Source organism: Maridesulfovibrio sp. FT414 (assembly GCF_050916235.1).
Classification (GTDB): Bacteria; Desulfobacterota; Desulfovibrionia; order Desulfovibrionales; family Desulfovibrionaceae; genus Maridesulfovibrio.
The window spans coordinates 1,059,354-1,076,440 of record NZ_CP104854.1 but is presented as its reverse complement, the minus strand read 5'-3'; the positions used below and the strand labels follow the sequence as shown (position 1 = coordinate 1,076,440).

Below are 17,087 nucleotides of genomic sequence, written 5' to 3'. Positions count from 1 at the left end.
AATCCGGCCGTTCTTTTTTATTCCGGTCGAAGTCAAGGATGGGATATGGCAAAAAAATTTACTGAACTGGAACATAATATTCTGGCTCTGGCAGGGACCGATCTTTCCCGCAGTGCCACTCCTTATGCAGATATTGCTGAACAGGTCGGTTGCGAAGAGCAGGAAGTGCTGGATCTTCTGCGCAGACTCAAGGGCGACAGGATCATCCGCCGCTTCGGTGCCACGCTGCGGCATCAGAAAGCCGGTTACGGTGCCAATGCCATGGTGGCCTGGCGTGTCACCGAAGATCAGGAACCTGAAAAAGTCGGTGAACTCATGGCTGCCCGTCCCGAAATCAGCCATTGCTACCTGCGTCTTACTTATGAAGACTGGCCGTACAATCTTTACACCATGATTCACGGCAAGGGCCCGGATGATTACCGTAAAGTTGTCGATGAGCTTGAGAAGCAGACCGGTGTCACCGATAACTGCATCCTGCGCAGTCTCAAGGAACTCAAGAAGACCTCCATGGTCTACTTTGAGGAAAAATAGCATAAAACCAAATATCAGCCCGCAGACACCGCAAAGTCCAGCAGGCATTAAATTTTTAAGGAGTTTAAAATGACTTCATCTTCCGAACTTTTTCAGCAGGCGCAGGAAGTTCTGCCCGGCGGCGTCAACAGCCCTGTGCGTGCCTGCAAATCCGTGGGTTGCGATCCTCTTTTCATTGAAAAGGCAGACGGCAGCCGTATGTGGTCTGTGGACGGTCAGGAGCTTATCGACTATGTCATGAGCTGGGGGCCGATGATGCTCGGCCACGGCTATGCAGACATCAAGGAAGCAGCCCACAAGGCTGTGGATCTCGGTGCCAGTTACGGCGCTCCCTGCCCAGGAGAAGTTGCCCTTGCAAAAGAGATCATCAAGATGGTTCCTTCCATTGAGATGGTACGCATGGTAAACTCCGGCACTGAGGCAACCATGTCCGCCCTGCGTCTCGCCCGTGGTGTGACCGGACGGGACAAGGTTCTCAAGTTCGAAGGCTGCTATCACGGCCACAGCGACTGCTTCCTCGCCAGCGCAGGTTCCGGTTTGGCGACCTTCTCCATTCCAGGAACTCCCGGTGTTCCCGAAGGAACCGTAAAGGATACCCTGCTGGCTCCCTACAATGATCTAGAGGCCGTCAAGGCCGTGTTCGAGAAAGAATGCAAGAATCTTGCCGCCATCATCGTCGAGCCGGTTGCCGGTAATATGGGGCTTGTGCTGCCTGCAGAAGGATTTCTTGAAGGTCTGCGCGCCCTTTGTGACGAGTACGGCGCACTGCTTATTTTCGATGAAGTAATCACCGGTTTCCGCGTTACTGCCGGTGGAGTAGGTCCCCGTTTCAACGTTGAAGCAGACCTGACCACCCTCGGCAAGATCATCGGCGGCGGTTTCCCGGTGGGCTGCTACGGCGGCAAGAAAGAGTACATGAGCCGCATCGCCCCCTGCGGTGATGTCTATCAGGCCGGAACACTTTCCGGTAACCCCGTGGCCATGGCTGCCGGTATTGCTACCCTGCGCGCCCTGCAGCAGCAGGACTACGATGCTCTCGAAGTCCGTACCCTCAAGCTTGCACAGGATATGAAGGCCGCTCTTGAGTCCAACGGTTTCAAGGTAACCCTGAATCATATTGCATCCATTTTCACACTGTTCTTTACCGACCAGCCCGTTACCGATTTCGAGTCCGCCAAGACCGGCGATGCTGAACTCTATTCCAGATTCTACCGTCACATGCGTGCCAACGGCGTGAACCTCGCTCCCTCAAGCTTCGAGTGTACCTTCACCTCCTTCGCCCACAGCGAAGCCGATTATGAAGCCACTCTGGAAGCTGTAAAAAGCTTTAAAGGCTAAGAAGCCTTCGGCGGCCGGGGAAGGGGACACTTTTGCAAAAGTTTCCCCTTCCCCGGACCCCATTCCCTTCAAAACCTTTCAGCGGGCTTCGCTCGGTCCGCCTTAAAACCTCACGGCACATTCATGCCTGCTACAACTGCCATATATGCCCTGACCGCAAGAGGGGCTGATCTTGGAAGGAAGATTTCCGGCCTGATCAGGGCCGATTCCTTTGTGCTGCAGCGTTACGCAGCTGAAGAAGATATACCTTTTTCTTCGCTGTCCGATCTGGTTGCGGATACATTTAATTCCTATGAGGGGCATATTTTTATTGCTGCTTCGGGGATTGTTGTCCGGATGATTGCCCCGTACCTCAAAAGTAAGGTTGAGGACCCTGCTGTGGTTGTACTGGATCAGGAAGGGCAGTTTGCGGTCAGCCTTGTTTCCGGACATCTTGGCGGGGCTAACGAGCTTGCACGGTTGATAGGGGACAGGATCGGGGCAACTCCGGTTATCACCACCGCAACGGATTGCGCCGGGGTGCCCTCCATTGATCTGCTGGCCCGAAAACACGGGTTGATCATAAATGATATCAGTTTAATCAAGCATATAAATTCAGCATTGCTGGACGGCGAAAAGGTGCCTGTCTATGATCCGGGCGGTTTTCTGGACTTAGAGGATGCCGGAGATTTTTTTTATCGAATTGAAAGTGTAGGCGTTTTGTCGACGTCCCGTTGCGGTGTTGTCGTGGATTGGCGTATCCATGACCTGCCGGAAAGGGTGATTGCGCTTTATCCGCGTTGCTTGACCCTCGGAGTCGGCTGCCGGCGCGGTGTCCCGGCGGATGAGATTCTGGAGCTGATAAGGGCGGTGCTGGATAAGTATCGCATTGCCCCGGAATCATTATGCTGCATGGGATCGATTGATGCCAAGGCGGATGAGGCCGGGATGCTTGAAGCGGCGGTCAGGCTCGGTCTTGAATTGAAATTTTTCAGTGCTACGGAACTGGATGAAATTGAAGTCGCCAATCCTTCCGGAATGGTGATGAAACATATGGGAGTCGGCGGCGTATGCGAAGCGGCTGCAATGAAATTGGCAAATGCAACGGAAATACTGATACCCAAGACAAAGAGTGCGCGGGTGACAGCGGCTCTGGCAAGGGTTGTATCCGGGTAGTCGGGCTTGGTCCCGGAGATGAATGTCTGCTGGCCCCGCAGGCCCGGCAGGCTATTGCCGGGTCAGATGTTCTTGTCGGGTACACCGGTTATGTGGAGCTTGTTCCGCAGGAACTGCTTGCGGGACGTGAAGTCCTTTCCACCGGAATGATGGCCGAGGTGGAACGCTGCCGCAAGGCGGTTGAAGCAGCCCGTGCCGGAAGGAATGTGGTTATGGTCTGCAGCGGCGATCCCGGTATTTATGCCATGGCCGGGCTTGTAATGGAGCTGCTGGAGGCAGGAGGGCTTTTCGATCAGGTCGATTTCGAAGTTATTCCCGGTATTCCGGCCTTCTCAGCTGCCGCAGCCCTACTGGGGGCACCCCTTATGCACGATTTTGCTTCGGTAAGCCTGAGCGATCTGCTCACGCCGTGGGAGAAGATTGTAAAGCGGCTTGAAGCGGCTGTATCTGCCGATTTTGTGGTGGCCATTTATAATCCCAGGTCGAAAAAAAGGTCAGGACATTTAAGCGATGCACTGGAAATCATGGGGCGTTACCGTGGCCCGGAAACTCCGGTGGGTATCGTGAACAGGGCCTACAGGGATGGGCAGAAAGTGCAGGTGGTCACCCTGGGCGCTGTTGATGAAAGTGATGTTGATATGCAAACTGTCCTGATAATTGGCAATTCATCCACCCGCACGGCTGGGGGGAAGATGCTTACTCCGCGCGGCTACGCAAACAAGTATGACATCTGATTCAGGGCCGTATAAGTATTTGATACCGCTAATTTTAATAAACGGTTTTTTGCTACCGTGCTTGACATGGTTTTTTATCTAAATTAAATCCACAAGAAGACTGTAATTAGGTTAACGTTATTCTAAGGAGGAACTGAGGATGAAAAAGACCCTGCTTATCTGCATGGTGACAGCTGCTCTGGTATGCGCTTTTGCTCTGCCCAGCCTGTATGCTGTTGACGCTCCCGGTGACATGGTTCTGAAAGCACCTGCAGGCGCTAAAATGACCAAAGGTCCGGTAAGCTTCTCTCACAAGGGACATGCTGCTCTTGACTGTGTCAAATGCCACCACAAATGGGACGGTAAAGGCGAAATCAAGAGCTGTGCCTCTGAAGGTTGTCACGTAGACACCTCCAAGGAAGGCAAGAAAGAACCCACTTCTTTCTACTCTGCTTTCCATGCTAAGAGTGAAGTAAGCTGCGTCGGCTGCCACAAGGCTATGACCAAAGCCAAAGCAAAGACCGGACCCACCAAGTGTGGCGACTGTCACCCCAAGAAATAAGACTTCTTGATGTTTTGAATGGAAGGGGGCATCAGGCCCCCTTTTTTAAATTTTTACGGAAGGGTAGCTTATGACCCCGGATTCGCCGGAAAAACAGGGTAAGGAAGAGGTTATAGACCTCGGTGATGTAGCTGAAGAACTTGGCGGTGCTTCAGCAGCCGATGATCTTGACGCAAGCTTTGAGAAAGAGCTTGAAGACCTTTTTTCTGAAGATCTGGAACTTGAAGAGCCTGAGCTTGTTGCTGAAGAGGATGGCGACGAGATGCTGGTTCTTGATGATGTTGTGGAGGACGGAGAGGATCTTCTTGTTCTCGACGATGTCGTGGAAGACGAATCCGGTGATGATCTGATTGACCTTGATGACGTTGTCGGAGAGTCCGGCGATGACGATCTGCTGGTTCTTGATGATGTTGCTGATGATGAAGATGACGCCCTTGTTCTTGATGATATAGTCGTGGATGATGAGCTGCTTGAGCTCGACGACGTCGTGGATGACGAAGACGAGGGTGCACTTGTTCTGGATGACATCCTTGAAGACGGGCTTGATGCCGACCTGATCCTCGATGATATGGCGGAAGAAGACGAGACAGATGCCATTGATCTGGGTGAATTCTCAGATGACGCAGATGATGCGGACGTTCTGGACAATCTTCCCGAAATTTCTCTTGATGATTCCCCTGTAGAACTGGCTGACACAGATGACACCGATGACGGTGATGACATTGATTTCGATCTTGGAGAAGCCGATCTGCTAGCTGTTTCCGATTCAGATGGCGGTGAACTTGATGCCGATGGTCTGGACGGACTTATAGATGATCTCGGTGGAGAGGCAACTCTGCCCTTGGACGAAGGAGATCTTGAAGAATTTTTTGATGGCGATACCGAGGTTGAAGACCTCGACAAGCTTCTTGATGAACCGCAAAGCGATGACATGGATGAACTCGACAATCTGCTCGGAACGGTCGAGGATGAAGTCGATCTGGTGAACATCGGTGAAGATGTTCTGGCTGACGAGGATATCGAAGGTCTTCTCGGAGATGAGCACGAAGAGATTGAGATAACGGAAGAAGGTCTTGAGCCGCTTGAGGAAGCTGTCCTTGATGTTGAACCTGTCGCTCCGGAAGCTGTTGCCGAGCCGGTTGATGCCGAGTTGGTCGAAGCCGCTGCAGAGGAAGATGCAATTGAGGTCGAGCCTGAAATTGTTGAGGATGTTGTTGATGCCTCGGCTGAAGTTGTTGTTGAACCCGTAGTTGATTTTGCGGGCGATCTGGAGCTTGTTGACGATGAGGATCTCGGCCTTGATGATGATGATATCGATCTCGGAGAACTGCTTGAGGACACCGAAATAGATTTCTCGGAATTTGAAACTGAAGATGAAGAAGTCAGTGAGTCTGTCTGTGAAGCGGAAATGCAGGATGTTGCCATAAATTCCGCCCGCATTGAAGAACTGATTGATCGCCTTGATCTGCTTGAATCCAGAATGCCTGATGTGGACGCAATGATTGAGGCCCACGCCGGGGAGGCAGAAGTTTCCGGTCAGGAAGACATCATCGCAGGTATGGAGGAGAAGGCTGCTGCTGCCGCCAAGCGTGCAGAGGGTCTTGAAATTTCATTGAATGAGGCAACCGAACGTATTGCCTCGCTTGAGTCGGCTCTTGAAGCTGCTGCCGAGCGCGTGGCTCAGGTTGCTACGCTTGAAGCCTCTGTTGCAGCTCTTAACGAAAACCTGCAGATTCTCGAAGAGCGTCTTCAGCAGGGAGTTGATGTTGATTCCGCAGTGAACCAGAAATTGAGTGAAGCCCTCAAACCTGATTCCGTCGCAGTTCTTTCAGTTGCAGCAATTGCCGCAAATGATGTGCAGAACAGGGTGGAGGAGCGTATTCAACTGGGACTGAGGGAAATTCAGGCTGATTCTGAAGCTCGTATTTCTTCTATGGAGGACCGCTTGAAGGAAACTCCGGATATGGAGCCGCGTGTTGCCGCTCTCGAAGAACGTATTGACGGTGTTTCTTCAGAATCTGAAGCACGTGTTGCCGATCTTGAAGGACGGCTGGATGAAGCCCCTGATCTTGAACCCAGGATCGGTGATATTGAGTCCCGTCTTGAACAGCTTCCTGACCACGAACCAAGGCTTTCCGGACTTGAATCCCGTATTGCGGAAATGCCGGATCATGAGCCGAGACTGGCAGGGGTTGAATCTCGTATCGAAGCGCTTCCTGATCATGAGCCCAGAATTGCAGCCCTTGAAGAACGGCTCGAATCCGCACCTGATATCGAGGAACTCGTGGGTAAGGTTCTTGAAAAGGAACTTGATCCAGATTCCCCGGCGTTCTACCGGATCAAGACCCGTCTGACCGAGGATATTGAGGACTATCTCGCACCGCGTCTGGTTGAAAAAATCGACGAGATGAAGAAGGAAATCGAAGAGTCCTTCAAGTCCACTATTGATGACGTTCTTACTGATAAGCTCGAAAGAGCAGTTCCCGCCGAAGCTGCCCGTATCATCCGTGAGGAGATTGCAGCTCTGGCCCGCGAACTGGAAGACTAGTCCAGCAGTTCGTACTATAAAAGATACAGGTCGGTCCGACGGGCAAGAAGTCCGTCGGACCGATTTGATTTATGTAAGTCCGTGATGGCAGGAGGCAGTCTGCAGGGGAGCCCCTTATGAATGCCGCTTCAGTCAGGATAAATTATTTTCAGCCGATATGCGGGTCGACTATTTGGAGGTCTCATGCTAAAGAGCCTCACAAAAGAGGGTGGCTTTAAAGGTTTCTCTCTTTTTACCCGCCCGGCGCCCAACCTGTGGAGGTCGTGGCCATTTCCCACCGGGCGGGGTTTTTCCCAGAAAAAGCAAGGATATGGAAGTCATGGATAATATTCAGAAGCAGGCTTTGCAGGTAACCAAGGAAATAGTTGTTAAGTTCATTGAAGTGGGCCGTATTTCCCCCAGCAATTTTTCCGAAAATTTCAGTGCTATCTATGCCGATGTCGTTGCGGCGGTGAAGGAACAGCAGGATGTTCTGGCGTCCGGCAGCAAAGGAGATTCCTAAGCCGATGGCTGATACTTCCCATCAGGAGCATGGCAGAAAAGTTGCTGCCATGTTCGGTCGTATTGCCGGCTGGTATGATTTCCTGAACCATTTTCTGAGCGCCGGTCAGGATATTTACTGGCGTTACAGGCTGGTAAAGCTGGTTCGCCCGCAGGAAAACGGTCTTGTGCTTGATCTTGCTGCCGGAACTCTGGATGTATCTGTTGAACTGGTCCGTCAGTATAAGGGCGTGAAAGTCCTGGCCATGGATTTTGCCTATCCGATGCTTTCCTGCGGCAAGGACAAGAAGCTTGAAGGCAGACATGCGGCAAGGCGCGGGATAATCGCTCCTGTTCAGGCGGACGGCAAGAGCCTGCCGCTGCCGGACAACTGTCTTGACGGCGCGACAATTGCTTTCGGAATCCGCAATATACTGCCCAGGGAAGATGCCTACCGCGAGGTGCTCAGAGCACTCAAGCCCGGAGCCCGTTTTTGCATTCTTGAATTCGGTTCGGGCAGCAAGCGCATCTGGAAGGGTGTATACAATTTTTATCTGAACAGAGTCCTGCCTCTTTTGGGCAAGGTTGTTTCCGGGGATTCCGGGGCATATTCATATCTGGCGGATACCATCCGCGCTTTTCCTGATGAGAGAGCCCTTGGCGAAGAACTGCGCCGCGCCGGTTTCGGGCGTGTAATGTTCGTCCCTCTGCTTTCAGGTATTGTCTATATTCATGTTGCGGAAAAAGAAAAGTAGGCTGGTTGTCAGAGATCGCTCAGCGACTGACCTAAAGAGATAAGTAGCAGCCCGAATATCATTGCTATCAGGCCGAGTATGCGCAACTGTCTCGGTCCCCTTTCAATAATGGAGATAAGTATTCTGGGCATGCGCTCAGAAAATATAAAATAGGGTATCCCTTCGATTATGAAGGCCAGACCCAGAGCGGACAGAAGGAAGGACCAATCTATGTGCATAATACGAAGAGTTGTATATGCGCAGGATGATTCTGTCCACCCCTATACACACTGAGTTGTTTTATTAAATTTTTGTGCCTGCATTATTATGCACAGTAAACCGGGCATTCCCGGAAAAGAAATAAGGAACTACAGAATATGATCAGATTTGAAGATATTGAAGCTAAAAAGACAACCGTAGGTGTTGTCGGACTCGGCTACGTGGGCCTGCCTCTTGCCGTTGCCCTCGGTCGTCATTTCAAGGTGCTGGGTTTTGATATATCCGCACAGCGGGTCAAGGAACTGCGTACCGGATATGACCGCACCAATGAAGTCCTTGAGAACGATTTCCACACCTATCTTGAGTTCAGTTCTGACCCTGCGGCACTTAAGGACTGCGGTGTTATCATCGTTGCCGTTCCTACCCCCATTGATGAAGCCCGCAATCCGGACCTCCGTCCTGTTGTCGGCGCTTCCACAACTGTGGGAGCGAACATGCCAGAGGGCTGCATTGTTGTGTACGAGTCCACTGTGTACCCCGGTCTGACTGAAGACATCTGCGTGCCCATTCTGGAAGAGAAGTCCGGTCTCAAATATGGAGAACAGTTCGGCGTTGGTTACTCTCCCGAACGTATCAACCCCGGCGACCGCAAGCACACCCTGCAGACTATCGTAAAGGTTGTTGCCGGAAACAATGACGAAGTGGCCGACCTTCTCGATAGGCTCTATTCTACTGTTGTTACTGCCGGAACCCACCGGGCTTCCTGCATCAAGGTTGCTGAAGCCGCCAAGGTTATTGAAAATACCCAGCGTGACCTGAACATTGCCCTCATGAACGAATTGTCCATGATCTTCGACAGGATGGGTATTGATACTCTGGATGTTCTTGAAGCTGCCGGAACCAAATGGAATTTTCTGCCTTTCCGTCCCGGCCTGGTCGGCGGTCACTGCATCGGAGTTGACCCCTATTATCTGACCACCAAGGCTGAGGCCATAGGCTATCATCCGCAGGTAATCCTTGCCGGACGCAAGATCAATGACTCCGTCGGTAAATTCATTGCAGACACCACCGTCAAGCAGATGATCAATGCCGACAGCAAGGTCAAGAACGCCCGTGTGGGGATTCTCGGCCTTACCTTCAAGGAGAATGTTCCCGATCTTCGCAACACCAAGGTCGTTGACGTTGTGGATGAACTCAAATCCTTCGGTGTCAATGTGCTGGTTCATGATGCCTATGCCGATCCAGAAGAGGCCGTGGAAGAATACGGGCTTGAGACAGTTGGCTTTGAAGAATTTCACGACCTTAACGCACTGATTCTGGCCGTTTCCCATGATGAGTACCGCAAGCTTGATCTTGAAACCATCAAGGGCTGGTTCGCTGAACCTAAACAGGCCGTGATTGTTGATGTCAAATGCTTCTTTGACCGCAAGGAAATGGAAGAATCCGGCGTCAGGTACTGGAGACTCTAAGATTTGAAACCGGTTCTTTTTGTCACCGCAACAGCCAAGGAGATGAAGGCCGCCCTCGGAGGAACTGTGAAGCTCCCCGTGCTTGAGCAGGGAAAAGAGATCCCCGTCAGGCTGGGCAGTCGTTCCGGGTTGTTGCTGGTGACCGGAATCGGGGTGATAAATACCGCTCTTTCTCTGGGAAGGGTTCTGGCTGAACACGATCCCGGTCTGGTAATCATGGTCGGGATTGCCGGAACTTTTGTCCCGGAAAAATTTCCTCTCGGTACGTCCTGTATGGTGCGGACTGAAATATGGCCTGAATACGGCCTGAAAAAGGGGCATGACGTTGACCCTAAGGGAATCGGGTTCTGCCTCGCTCAGACGGCCGGCGGACCTGTCTGGGATAGGGTTGAACTGCTTTCCGGCAAAAGTCTTGATAAATCAGGACTTGACCGATTGGCAAAACTGCCCGAAGCTGTTTCTTTAACTGTAAGCGGAGTTACCGCTACCTTGGAGGGCGCCGCGCGGTTCAGGATTGCTTATGCGGCGGATTTGGAGAACATGGAAGGTTTTGCAGCGGCCTATGCCTGCACTCTGGCCGGCGTGGATATGTGCGAGCTGCGGACCGTTTCTAACATTGTGGGATCAAGGGATAGCTGCGATTGGGACCTGAACGGTGCCCTGACCGGACTAGGCCGGATATGCTCCGGACTGTTCGGGTAATTGCCGTTTCCTGCTGAATCTACTCAACCGGGATAATTCATACGCGGATGACTGAGTTATTAGCCTATTTTGAGAAGGAATTGCCTCATATTAACGGTTTTCTCGACGAGGAAACCGCTAAACTCGCGGGGTTGGTGAAAGGGGTTGCAAGGCATGTCCTTCTGGCTCCGGGAAAGCGTATTCGCCCGGTGCTCACCATTCTGTCAGCACGGGGACTCGGATATGCCGGGGATGACATCTATCCTCTGGCCTGCTCTCTTGAGCTGCTCCATGCAGCGACCCTGCTTCATGACGATATTCTGGATGATGCCGACCTGCGTAGAGGGGTAAAGGCGTCCCACCTTGTTTTCGGGACCACTGAAACCATTCTTGCCGGAGATGTTCTGCTGGCACTGGCCAACCGCATTGGAGCGGACTACGGTAAATCCAGAATAAGCTCTATCCTCGCTTCCGGCATCATGGCCACAGCCGAGGGTGAAATCCTCGAAATAGCACATATTTCCGAGCCTAGAGTCGATCGCGACACCTACATGGAGATCATTATCGGCAAAACTGCCCGGCTGCTGGAATCTTCATGCCGGATCGGCGCAGCTCTTGCCTGTGATGACCGTGATCTTGAGGATGCTGTCGGCAACTTCGGTCTTAACATGGGTATCGCCTTCCAGCTTGTGGATGACGCTCTGGACTACGAATCCCCGTCAGGAGACACCGGTAAGCCTGAAGGCGGGGACCTCAAGGAAGGCAAAGTAACTTTACCGTTGATTCTTTATCTTGAGATGTTGCAAGATGATGAAGCCGAAAGGCTGCTGTCCGGTATAAAAACACGCACCCTGTCAGATGAACAGCGGGACCATGTACTTGCTGAAATTCGCAGGCATGATCTTGGAGGGCGGACCAGACAGTACGCGGCAGATTATATAGAGAAGGCCAAAATGAGTCTTGAACCTCTGCCCGACAGCCCTGAGCGTCGGGTTCTCAAGCAGGCCGCCGACTTTGTGTTGACCCGCAGCAAGTAGGTGGAGCGAGATTATAAGGAGAAGCAGTAGATGAGTCTGGAAGAAATCCTTGAGTCACCAAGGCTTATGATGAAGCTCAGCTTTTCTCCGGTCATGCTTCAGCTGATGGAGGAGGCCTGCAAGCCGGAGCCTGATTTTGCCGTGCTGGGCCAGATTATCAGCATGGATCCTGCTCTGTCGGCCACAATTCTCACATTGGTCAATTCGCCGTTTTACGGGTTGTCCCAGGAAATATCCGACCTTAAAAGGGCGGCTATTGTTCTCGGCACCCGTGAGCTTCTCAACCTTGCAGTGACGATAAACTACCAGAAGCACGTCAGCAGTGCTGTCGAAGACGATTCCTACAAAATATACAATGATTGGATTCTTACCGTATGGGGGGCTATTGCAGCTCAACTCATCGCTTCACGTATCTGCCCCGAGCATGCTGACAAGGTCTATCTTTGCTGCCTTCTTAAAGATATTTCTCTGCTGTTTCTGCGCAGTGCAGCCCCCGAAGAACTGCCTGCCGGGGCTGATATGGAGTCAATTGCGCGTTCCTATCCCGGGCAGGAGGAAGCCGAGATCGACGCATGGGGCATCAACCACGGGGCACTGAGCAAATTTCTACTTGCCCGCTGGAAGATGAAAACCCTTGAGTGCCCGGCCCTGCAGCACCACCATGCCATTGACGACCTTGATTCATTCGATCTTCCTACACAGGCAGTGATTCTGGCCACCCGCTGGGCTGAAATGGAACTCGGAAACAGTACTTCTCCGTTCAACGTCTTGCAGTTTGAGATTCTGCTCCAAAATTCTCTGGACATGAAGGAAGATGCAATCGAGGGCTTCCGGGCTGTATGCCGTACAAAGTTCCAGTCCATGCTCAAAATTCTCGGCATGGAAGAAGGCGGGGAAGAGACCCACTTTTACAACCATTCCATTAAAAGCCTCCAGTCCAGTTATTTTTTGAGCCTTGAGCTTCTTACGGCCGAGGGTGGGGTTAAATCCATAGCCCGGATGATAGCCCGACACGTGAAGTTGAACTGGGATATTGCTGACTGGGAACTGGCTCTCAAATCTCCTCATTCGGACAGCTATACCATCTACCGTTCTACTGAATCGGGGGTGGATAAGGGTGGTGACCGCCTTTCCGTGAATGAACTGCAGCTGGGCAGGAAAGGGTGCAGTATCGATATTTTGAGCCGTTCAGTTTTGTTCGGCAGGTTCGTGTGTTCTGCCAAGGGGCTGTCCGCAGAGGAAAAGGACTGGCTCAGGCTCTATTTCCGCTTTATAGGTCAGGCCTATGAGCATTACTGCGCCAGGCAGCATCTGATTGAAGACCGGGCCGCAACTCTGGAAAACCTGCCGCTTGGTATTGCCACTCTGGATGCCCATGGAAATCTGGTTGATTTCAACGAGGAGATGGGACGTTTTCTCGGCGGGGCCACAGTCTCCGGCAAAAAGGATTTCGGTGAAGTGTTCAAGACCGGCCTTGGAATGGAACTTGGCAGGGGCTGGACTGAGTTCCTTGATTCCGTTGACCGGCCGTCTTTCAGCAAGATCATGTGTGTTACCCTGCGTACCGGAGGCATTCCTCGCGATGCCTGCATTTATGTGTCCGCCTACCGCCAGTCCCGAGGTGACGGCAAGATGATCTCCGTGGTGATGGAGAATATCCGGGATGTTTCGGAAAGCCAGGTACTGGCCTTGAAACAGCGCGATTTTCTCGAGGGTCTGGTGGAATCCATGCGTGACGTGGTTCTGACTGTAGACAGGCGCGGAAACATCAACTATGCCTCGGCCAGATTTTCCAAGGTTTTTCTGGGACGAAATATTTTTGACATAGCCTCTCCGGGCGAGACTTTCATCGGCCGCTGGGGCCCCGAGATTTTTGATCAGAAAAAGTCGGTCCTTGAAGTCCTGCTCAAGAGGACTGATACGGCAGGGCGTCCGTTCGAGCTGGTTATCAGCAGTCTGGCAGGTCCGGGGGATAGACACCTGATTGTTGCCAGAGACCTGACCCATATTCGCAGGCTTGAGGACAAGCTCAAGCGTCAGGCCATTTTTGACGGGCTTACCGATCTGTTCAACCATACCCAGTTCAACACGCTTCTGGCACGTGAAATTGCCCGCAGCAGGCGGACCGGGCGTCCCATCGGGCTGCTCTTTTTCGATCTTGACGGATTCAAGTCCGTTAATGACACCGAAGGGCATCAGGCCGGTGATGAAGTTCTTAAGAACGTGGCGGATATTCTCAAGGCCGAACTTCGGGCCGGTATGGATTTCCCCTGTCGATACGGCGGGGATGAGTTCGGGGTTATTGTAACCGAGGTCCGTTCGGAAGCTCTGGAGAAGATCGGTAACAGGATCAGGCTCCGGGTGGAAAAGAAATTTTCAGGCAGGGTAACCATCAGCGGCGGAATGACTGTGATAAGGGACGGAGACACTCCTGAACTTATGCTCAGCCGGGCTGATAATGCTACTTACAAGGCCAAGGATACAGGCGGAAATGCATTGGTCTGGGCGGACTAGCCCGGACCTTGTCTTTTATAACAACATTAGGGAGATAACCATGCTCTGGCGTGTCGAGGTCGCACTCAAAGACCATGTCCGTGACGTTCACGGCCATAAGGTTTCCAATAAGATCAAAGAGGAACTCGGTATCGAGGCCGGCGAAGTCCGGACCATCAAGGTATATACTGTAGAAGGTCTTGAAAAAGACGAAATTGAAAAAGTGCTTGAACTGGGCGTCCTGCACGACCCTGTACTGCACACACCTGCCCTTGAGCCGCTGGCGGATAATTTCGCCTGGAACCTCGAGGTGGGTTTCCGTCCCGGCGTTACCGACAACGAGGGACGTACCGCCAAGGAATCCCTTGTGCTGGTCATCAAGCCTGCCGATGCCGGAACGGTCAAGGTTTACACTTCTACCCAGTACCTTTTCACGAAAGATCTCGGTCTGGACACAGTCAGCCATATCGCCAAGGACCTGCTGGCCAACGAACTTATTCAGCGTTACGAAATCCGTTCAGCTGACGAGTGGGTGAAGTCCCCCGGTTTTGAAGCCAAGGCCGCAAGGGTAACCGGCAAAGCCAGCGACGAGGTTGCAGTTATCGACATCGCTTCCATGAGTGATGATGAAATGATGGCCTTCAGCCGTGCGAACACTCTGGCACTCAGCCTTGAGGAATTCCACTGCATCCGCGATTACTACACTGATCCCGAAGTGGTTAAGCAGCGCGAGGAAATGGGCCTTACCGCCCAGCCTACCGATGCTGAACTCGAAGCTCTGGCCCAGACATGGTCCGAGCACTGCAAACACAAGATTTTCAGCTCCAAAATTTCCTACGAAAACAAGGAAACCGGGGTCTCTTCAACTGTAGACAGTCTGTACAAGACCTGCATCATGAAGACCACCAGGGAAATCCGCGCCGAAAAGGGCGATGACGATTTCTGCCTTTCCGTTTTCAAGGACAACGCCGGTGTCATCAAGTTCAACGACAAGCTCAACGTCTGCGTTAAGATGGAGACACACAACAGTCCTTCCGCTCTTGACCCTTACGGCGGAGCCCTGACCGGTATCGTCGGCGTAAACCGCGACCCCATGGGAACCGGTCTCGGCGCGAACCTGCTCTGCAACACCGATGTGTTCTGTTTCGCATCTCCCTTCCATGAAGGCGAGCTGCCCCCCAGACTCCTTCATCCCCGCCGTGTTTTTGAAGGCGTTCGTGAAGGTGTCGAGCACGGCGGTAACAAATCCGGCGTACCCACTGTAAACGGCTCCATTGTTTTCGACGAAAGATTTCTCGGCAAACCGCTGGTTTACTGCGGAACCGTTGGCACCATGCCCGTTGAGGCTGCAGGACGTCCCAGTCATCAGAAAAAGGCCCTGGCAGGCGATATTATCGTCATGTGCGGTGGCCGTATCGGCAAGGACGGAATCCACGGGGCGACCTTCTCTTCCGAAGAGCTGCATGAAGGTTCTCCCGCCACTGCCGTACAGATCGGTGACCCCATCACTCAGCGCAAGATGTATGACTGCCTCATGCGCGCCCGTGATCTCGGTCTGTACAATGCCATCACCGATAACGGTGCTGGCGGCCTGTCCTCCTCTGTAGGTGAAATGGCCGAAGACAGCGGCGGTTGTGATCTCGACCTCGCCAAGGCTCCTCTTAAATATGACGGACTCAAACCCTGGGAAATCCTCGTTTCAGAAGCCCAGGAGCGCATGACTCTGGCTGTTCCGCCCGAAAAGCTGGACGAGTTCATGGCTCTGGCAAAAGAAATGGATGTTGAGGCCACTGCACTCGGAACCTACACAGATACCGGTCTGTACAACATCCGCTACGGCAGCAAGCCCGTGGCCTGCCTGCGCATGGACTTCCTGCACGATGGTGTTCCCCAGATGAAGCTCAAGGCGGTCTGGGAACGTCCCGAAATCGAATTTACCGGTGAACCGGTTGTGGAAGACCACACCTCCCTGCTCAAGGACATGCTTGGCAGACTTAATATCTGCAGCAAGGAATACGTAATCCGCCAGTACGACCACGAAGTTCAGGGCAGAAGTGTTGTGAAGCCGCTGGTCGGTGAAAAGGAAGACGGTCCTGCAGATGCCGGTGTTCTGCGTCCTGATTTCGATTCCGACAAGGGACTTGTTGTTTCCCACGGTATCTGCCCCAAGTTCTCCGATCTGGACACCTACTGGATGATGGCCAACGCCATTGACGAAGCGATCCGTAACGCGGTCGCCGTCGGTGGAGACATCAGCCACATGGCCGGTATCGACAACTTCTGCTGGTGCGATCCGGTTCAGTCTGAAACCACTCCTGACGGTCACTACAAGCTGGCCCAGCTTGTACGCGCCAACCAGGCTCTGTCGCATTTCTGTCGTGCTTTCGGGGTGCCCTGCATTTCCGGCAAGGACTCTATGAAGAACGACTACAAGGGCGGAGGCGTGAAGATTTCCATTCCGCCGACCGTACTGTTCTCCGCAGTAGGTATCGTACCAGACATCAATATGTGCGTGACCTCCGACTTCAAGCAGGGCGGAGACTTCATTTATATTCTCGGCATGACCAGAGACGAGATGGGCGGTTCCGAAGTTTCCTCCCAGCTCGGCTTCACCCACAACAAGGTTCCCCATGTTGAGGCGCTTACCGCAAAGTCCCGTTACATCACCCTCAATCAGGCCATGCGTCAGGGACTCGTTTCTGCATGTCACGACCTTTCTGACGGCGGTCTCGGTGTAGCTCTTGCGGAAATGTCCATCGGCGGACGTATCGGTTGTGAAATCGACCTGCGCTCCGTTCCCACCGAGTACGGAATGTCCACCCTTTCCGTTCTCTACAGTGAAACAGCTTCCCGCTTCGCTGTGACAGTGGCCCCCGAAAATGCAAACAGGTTCGAAGTCCTTTTCGAAGGCCAGATCTGCAAGCGTATCGGTATGACCACCGGGCTTGATTCCTTTGGAATCTCCGAAGGCACAAGCGGAATTGTCAGAAGCAAGATCGGTGATCTTACCCACGCCTTCAAGGCGACTCTGGACTGGTAAGACTCTCTGTTGCTTGATTATCAAGGCCGCATCCTGTTAAGGGTGCGGCCTTTTTGTTTGTTGAAATTACTTCGAATTGTAACTTGA

General features: G+C 52.6%; 14 protein-coding genes. 13 read left to right on the top strand and 1 reads right to left on the bottom strand.

All coding sequences use genetic code 11. From position 1 onward, the window contains the following. The first annotated feature begins 45 nt into the window (after window positions 1-45). The 8 genes from ahbB (at window position 46) to N7E73_RS04770 (ending at window position 8,082) form a co-directional block, all read left to right on the top strand. Window positions 46-531 (top strand): siroheme decarboxylase subunit beta, encoded by a 486-nt coding sequence (gene ahbB, locus N7E73_RS04805; RefSeq protein WP_432737892.1) that lies wholly within the window; start codon window positions 46-48, stop codon window positions 529-531. Between the two features lie 69 nt (window positions 532-600). Further along, the gene (gene hemL / locus N7E73_RS04800) at window positions 601-1,869 is read left to right on the top strand and encodes a glutamate-1-semialdehyde 2,1-aminomutase (protein WP_432737891.1); all 1,269 of its coding nucleotides are present in this window, start codon (window positions 601-603) and stop codon (window positions 1,867-1,869) included. A 123-nt stretch (window positions 1,870-1,992) separates the two neighbouring features. Continuing rightward, window positions 1,993-3,024 (top strand): cobalt-precorrin 5A hydrolase, encoded by a 1,032-nt coding sequence (locus N7E73_RS04795; RefSeq protein WP_432737890.1) that lies wholly within the window; start codon window positions 1,993-1,995, stop codon window positions 3,022-3,024. Further along, window positions 2,919-3,758 carry a precorrin-3B C(17)-methyltransferase gene (gene cobJ, locus N7E73_RS04790; RefSeq protein ID WP_432737889.1) on the top strand — a complete coding sequence of 280 codons (840 nt, stop codon included), beginning with the start codon at window positions 2,919-2,921 and terminating at the stop codon, window positions 3,756-3,758. The genes N7E73_RS04795 and cobJ overlap by 106 nt, the downstream gene beginning before the upstream one ends. A 139-nt stretch (window positions 3,759-3,897) precedes the next feature. Next, window positions 3,898-4,299, top strand: a complete 402-nt coding sequence (locus N7E73_RS04785) for a cytochrome c3 family protein (protein ID WP_432737888.1) — start codon at window positions 3,898-3,900, stop codon at window positions 4,297-4,299. Between the two features lie 70 nt (window positions 4,300-4,369). Then, entirely contained in the window at window positions 4,370-6,847 is a 2,478-nt protein-coding gene (locus N7E73_RS04780) for a hypothetical protein (protein WP_432737887.1), read from the top strand. A 319-nt stretch (window positions 6,848-7,166) separates the two neighbouring features. Beyond that, complete coding sequence (locus N7E73_RS04775; RefSeq protein WP_432737886.1) at window positions 7,167-7,349, top strand: hypothetical protein; 183 nt, start codon at window positions 7,167-7,169, stop codon at window positions 7,347-7,349. Window positions 7,350-7,353: 4 nt separating this feature from the next. Continuing rightward, complete coding sequence (locus tag N7E73_RS04770; RefSeq protein WP_432737885.1) at window positions 7,354-8,082, top strand: ubiquinone/menaquinone biosynthesis methyltransferase; 729 nt, start codon at window positions 7,354-7,356, stop codon at window positions 8,080-8,082. Between the two features lie 8 nt (window positions 8,083-8,090). On the opposite strand, the gene N7E73_RS04765 is transcribed toward N7E73_RS04770, so the two are convergent. Next, window positions 8,091-8,300 (bottom strand): DUF2065 domain-containing protein, encoded by a 210-nt coding sequence (locus N7E73_RS04765; RefSeq protein WP_432737884.1) that lies wholly within the window; start codon window positions 8,298-8,300, stop codon window positions 8,091-8,093. 138 nt (window positions 8,301-8,438) lie between these two features. On the opposite strand from N7E73_RS04765, the gene N7E73_RS04760 reads away from it, so the two are divergent. Genes N7E73_RS04760 through N7E73_RS04740 form a run of 5 tightly spaced genes read left to right on the top strand, consistent with a single transcriptional unit; the run spans window position 8,439 to window position 17,000 of the window. Continuing rightward, window positions 8,439-9,749 carry a nucleotide sugar dehydrogenase gene (locus N7E73_RS04760; RefSeq protein ID WP_432737883.1) on the top strand — a complete coding sequence of 437 codons (1,311 nt, stop codon included), beginning with the start codon at window positions 8,439-8,441 and terminating at the stop codon, window positions 9,747-9,749. A gap of 3 nt (window positions 9,750-9,752) precedes the next feature. Beyond that, window positions 9,753-10,451, top strand: coding sequence for a futalosine hydrolase (gene mqnB / locus N7E73_RS04755; protein ID WP_432737882.1), 699 nt, complete (start codon window positions 9,753-9,755; stop codon window positions 10,449-10,451). Between the two features lie 47 nt (window positions 10,452-10,498). Then, the gene (locus N7E73_RS04750) at window positions 10,499-11,467 is read left to right on the top strand and encodes a polyprenyl synthetase family protein (protein ID WP_432737881.1); all 969 of its coding nucleotides are present in this window, start codon (window positions 10,499-10,501) and stop codon (window positions 11,465-11,467) included. A 30-nt stretch (window positions 11,468-11,497) separates the two neighbouring features. After that, entirely contained in the window at window positions 11,498-13,981 is a 2,484-nt protein-coding gene (locus N7E73_RS04745; RefSeq protein ID WP_432737880.1) for a diguanylate cyclase, read from the top strand. A 40-nt stretch (window positions 13,982-14,021) separates the two neighbouring features. Further along, window positions 14,022-17,000: an AIR synthase-related protein gene (locus tag N7E73_RS04740; protein ID WP_432737879.1), complete on the top strand. Its 2,979-nt coding sequence runs from the start codon at window positions 14,022-14,024 to the stop codon at window positions 16,998-17,000. Window positions 17,001-17,087: the final 87 nt, after the last annotated feature.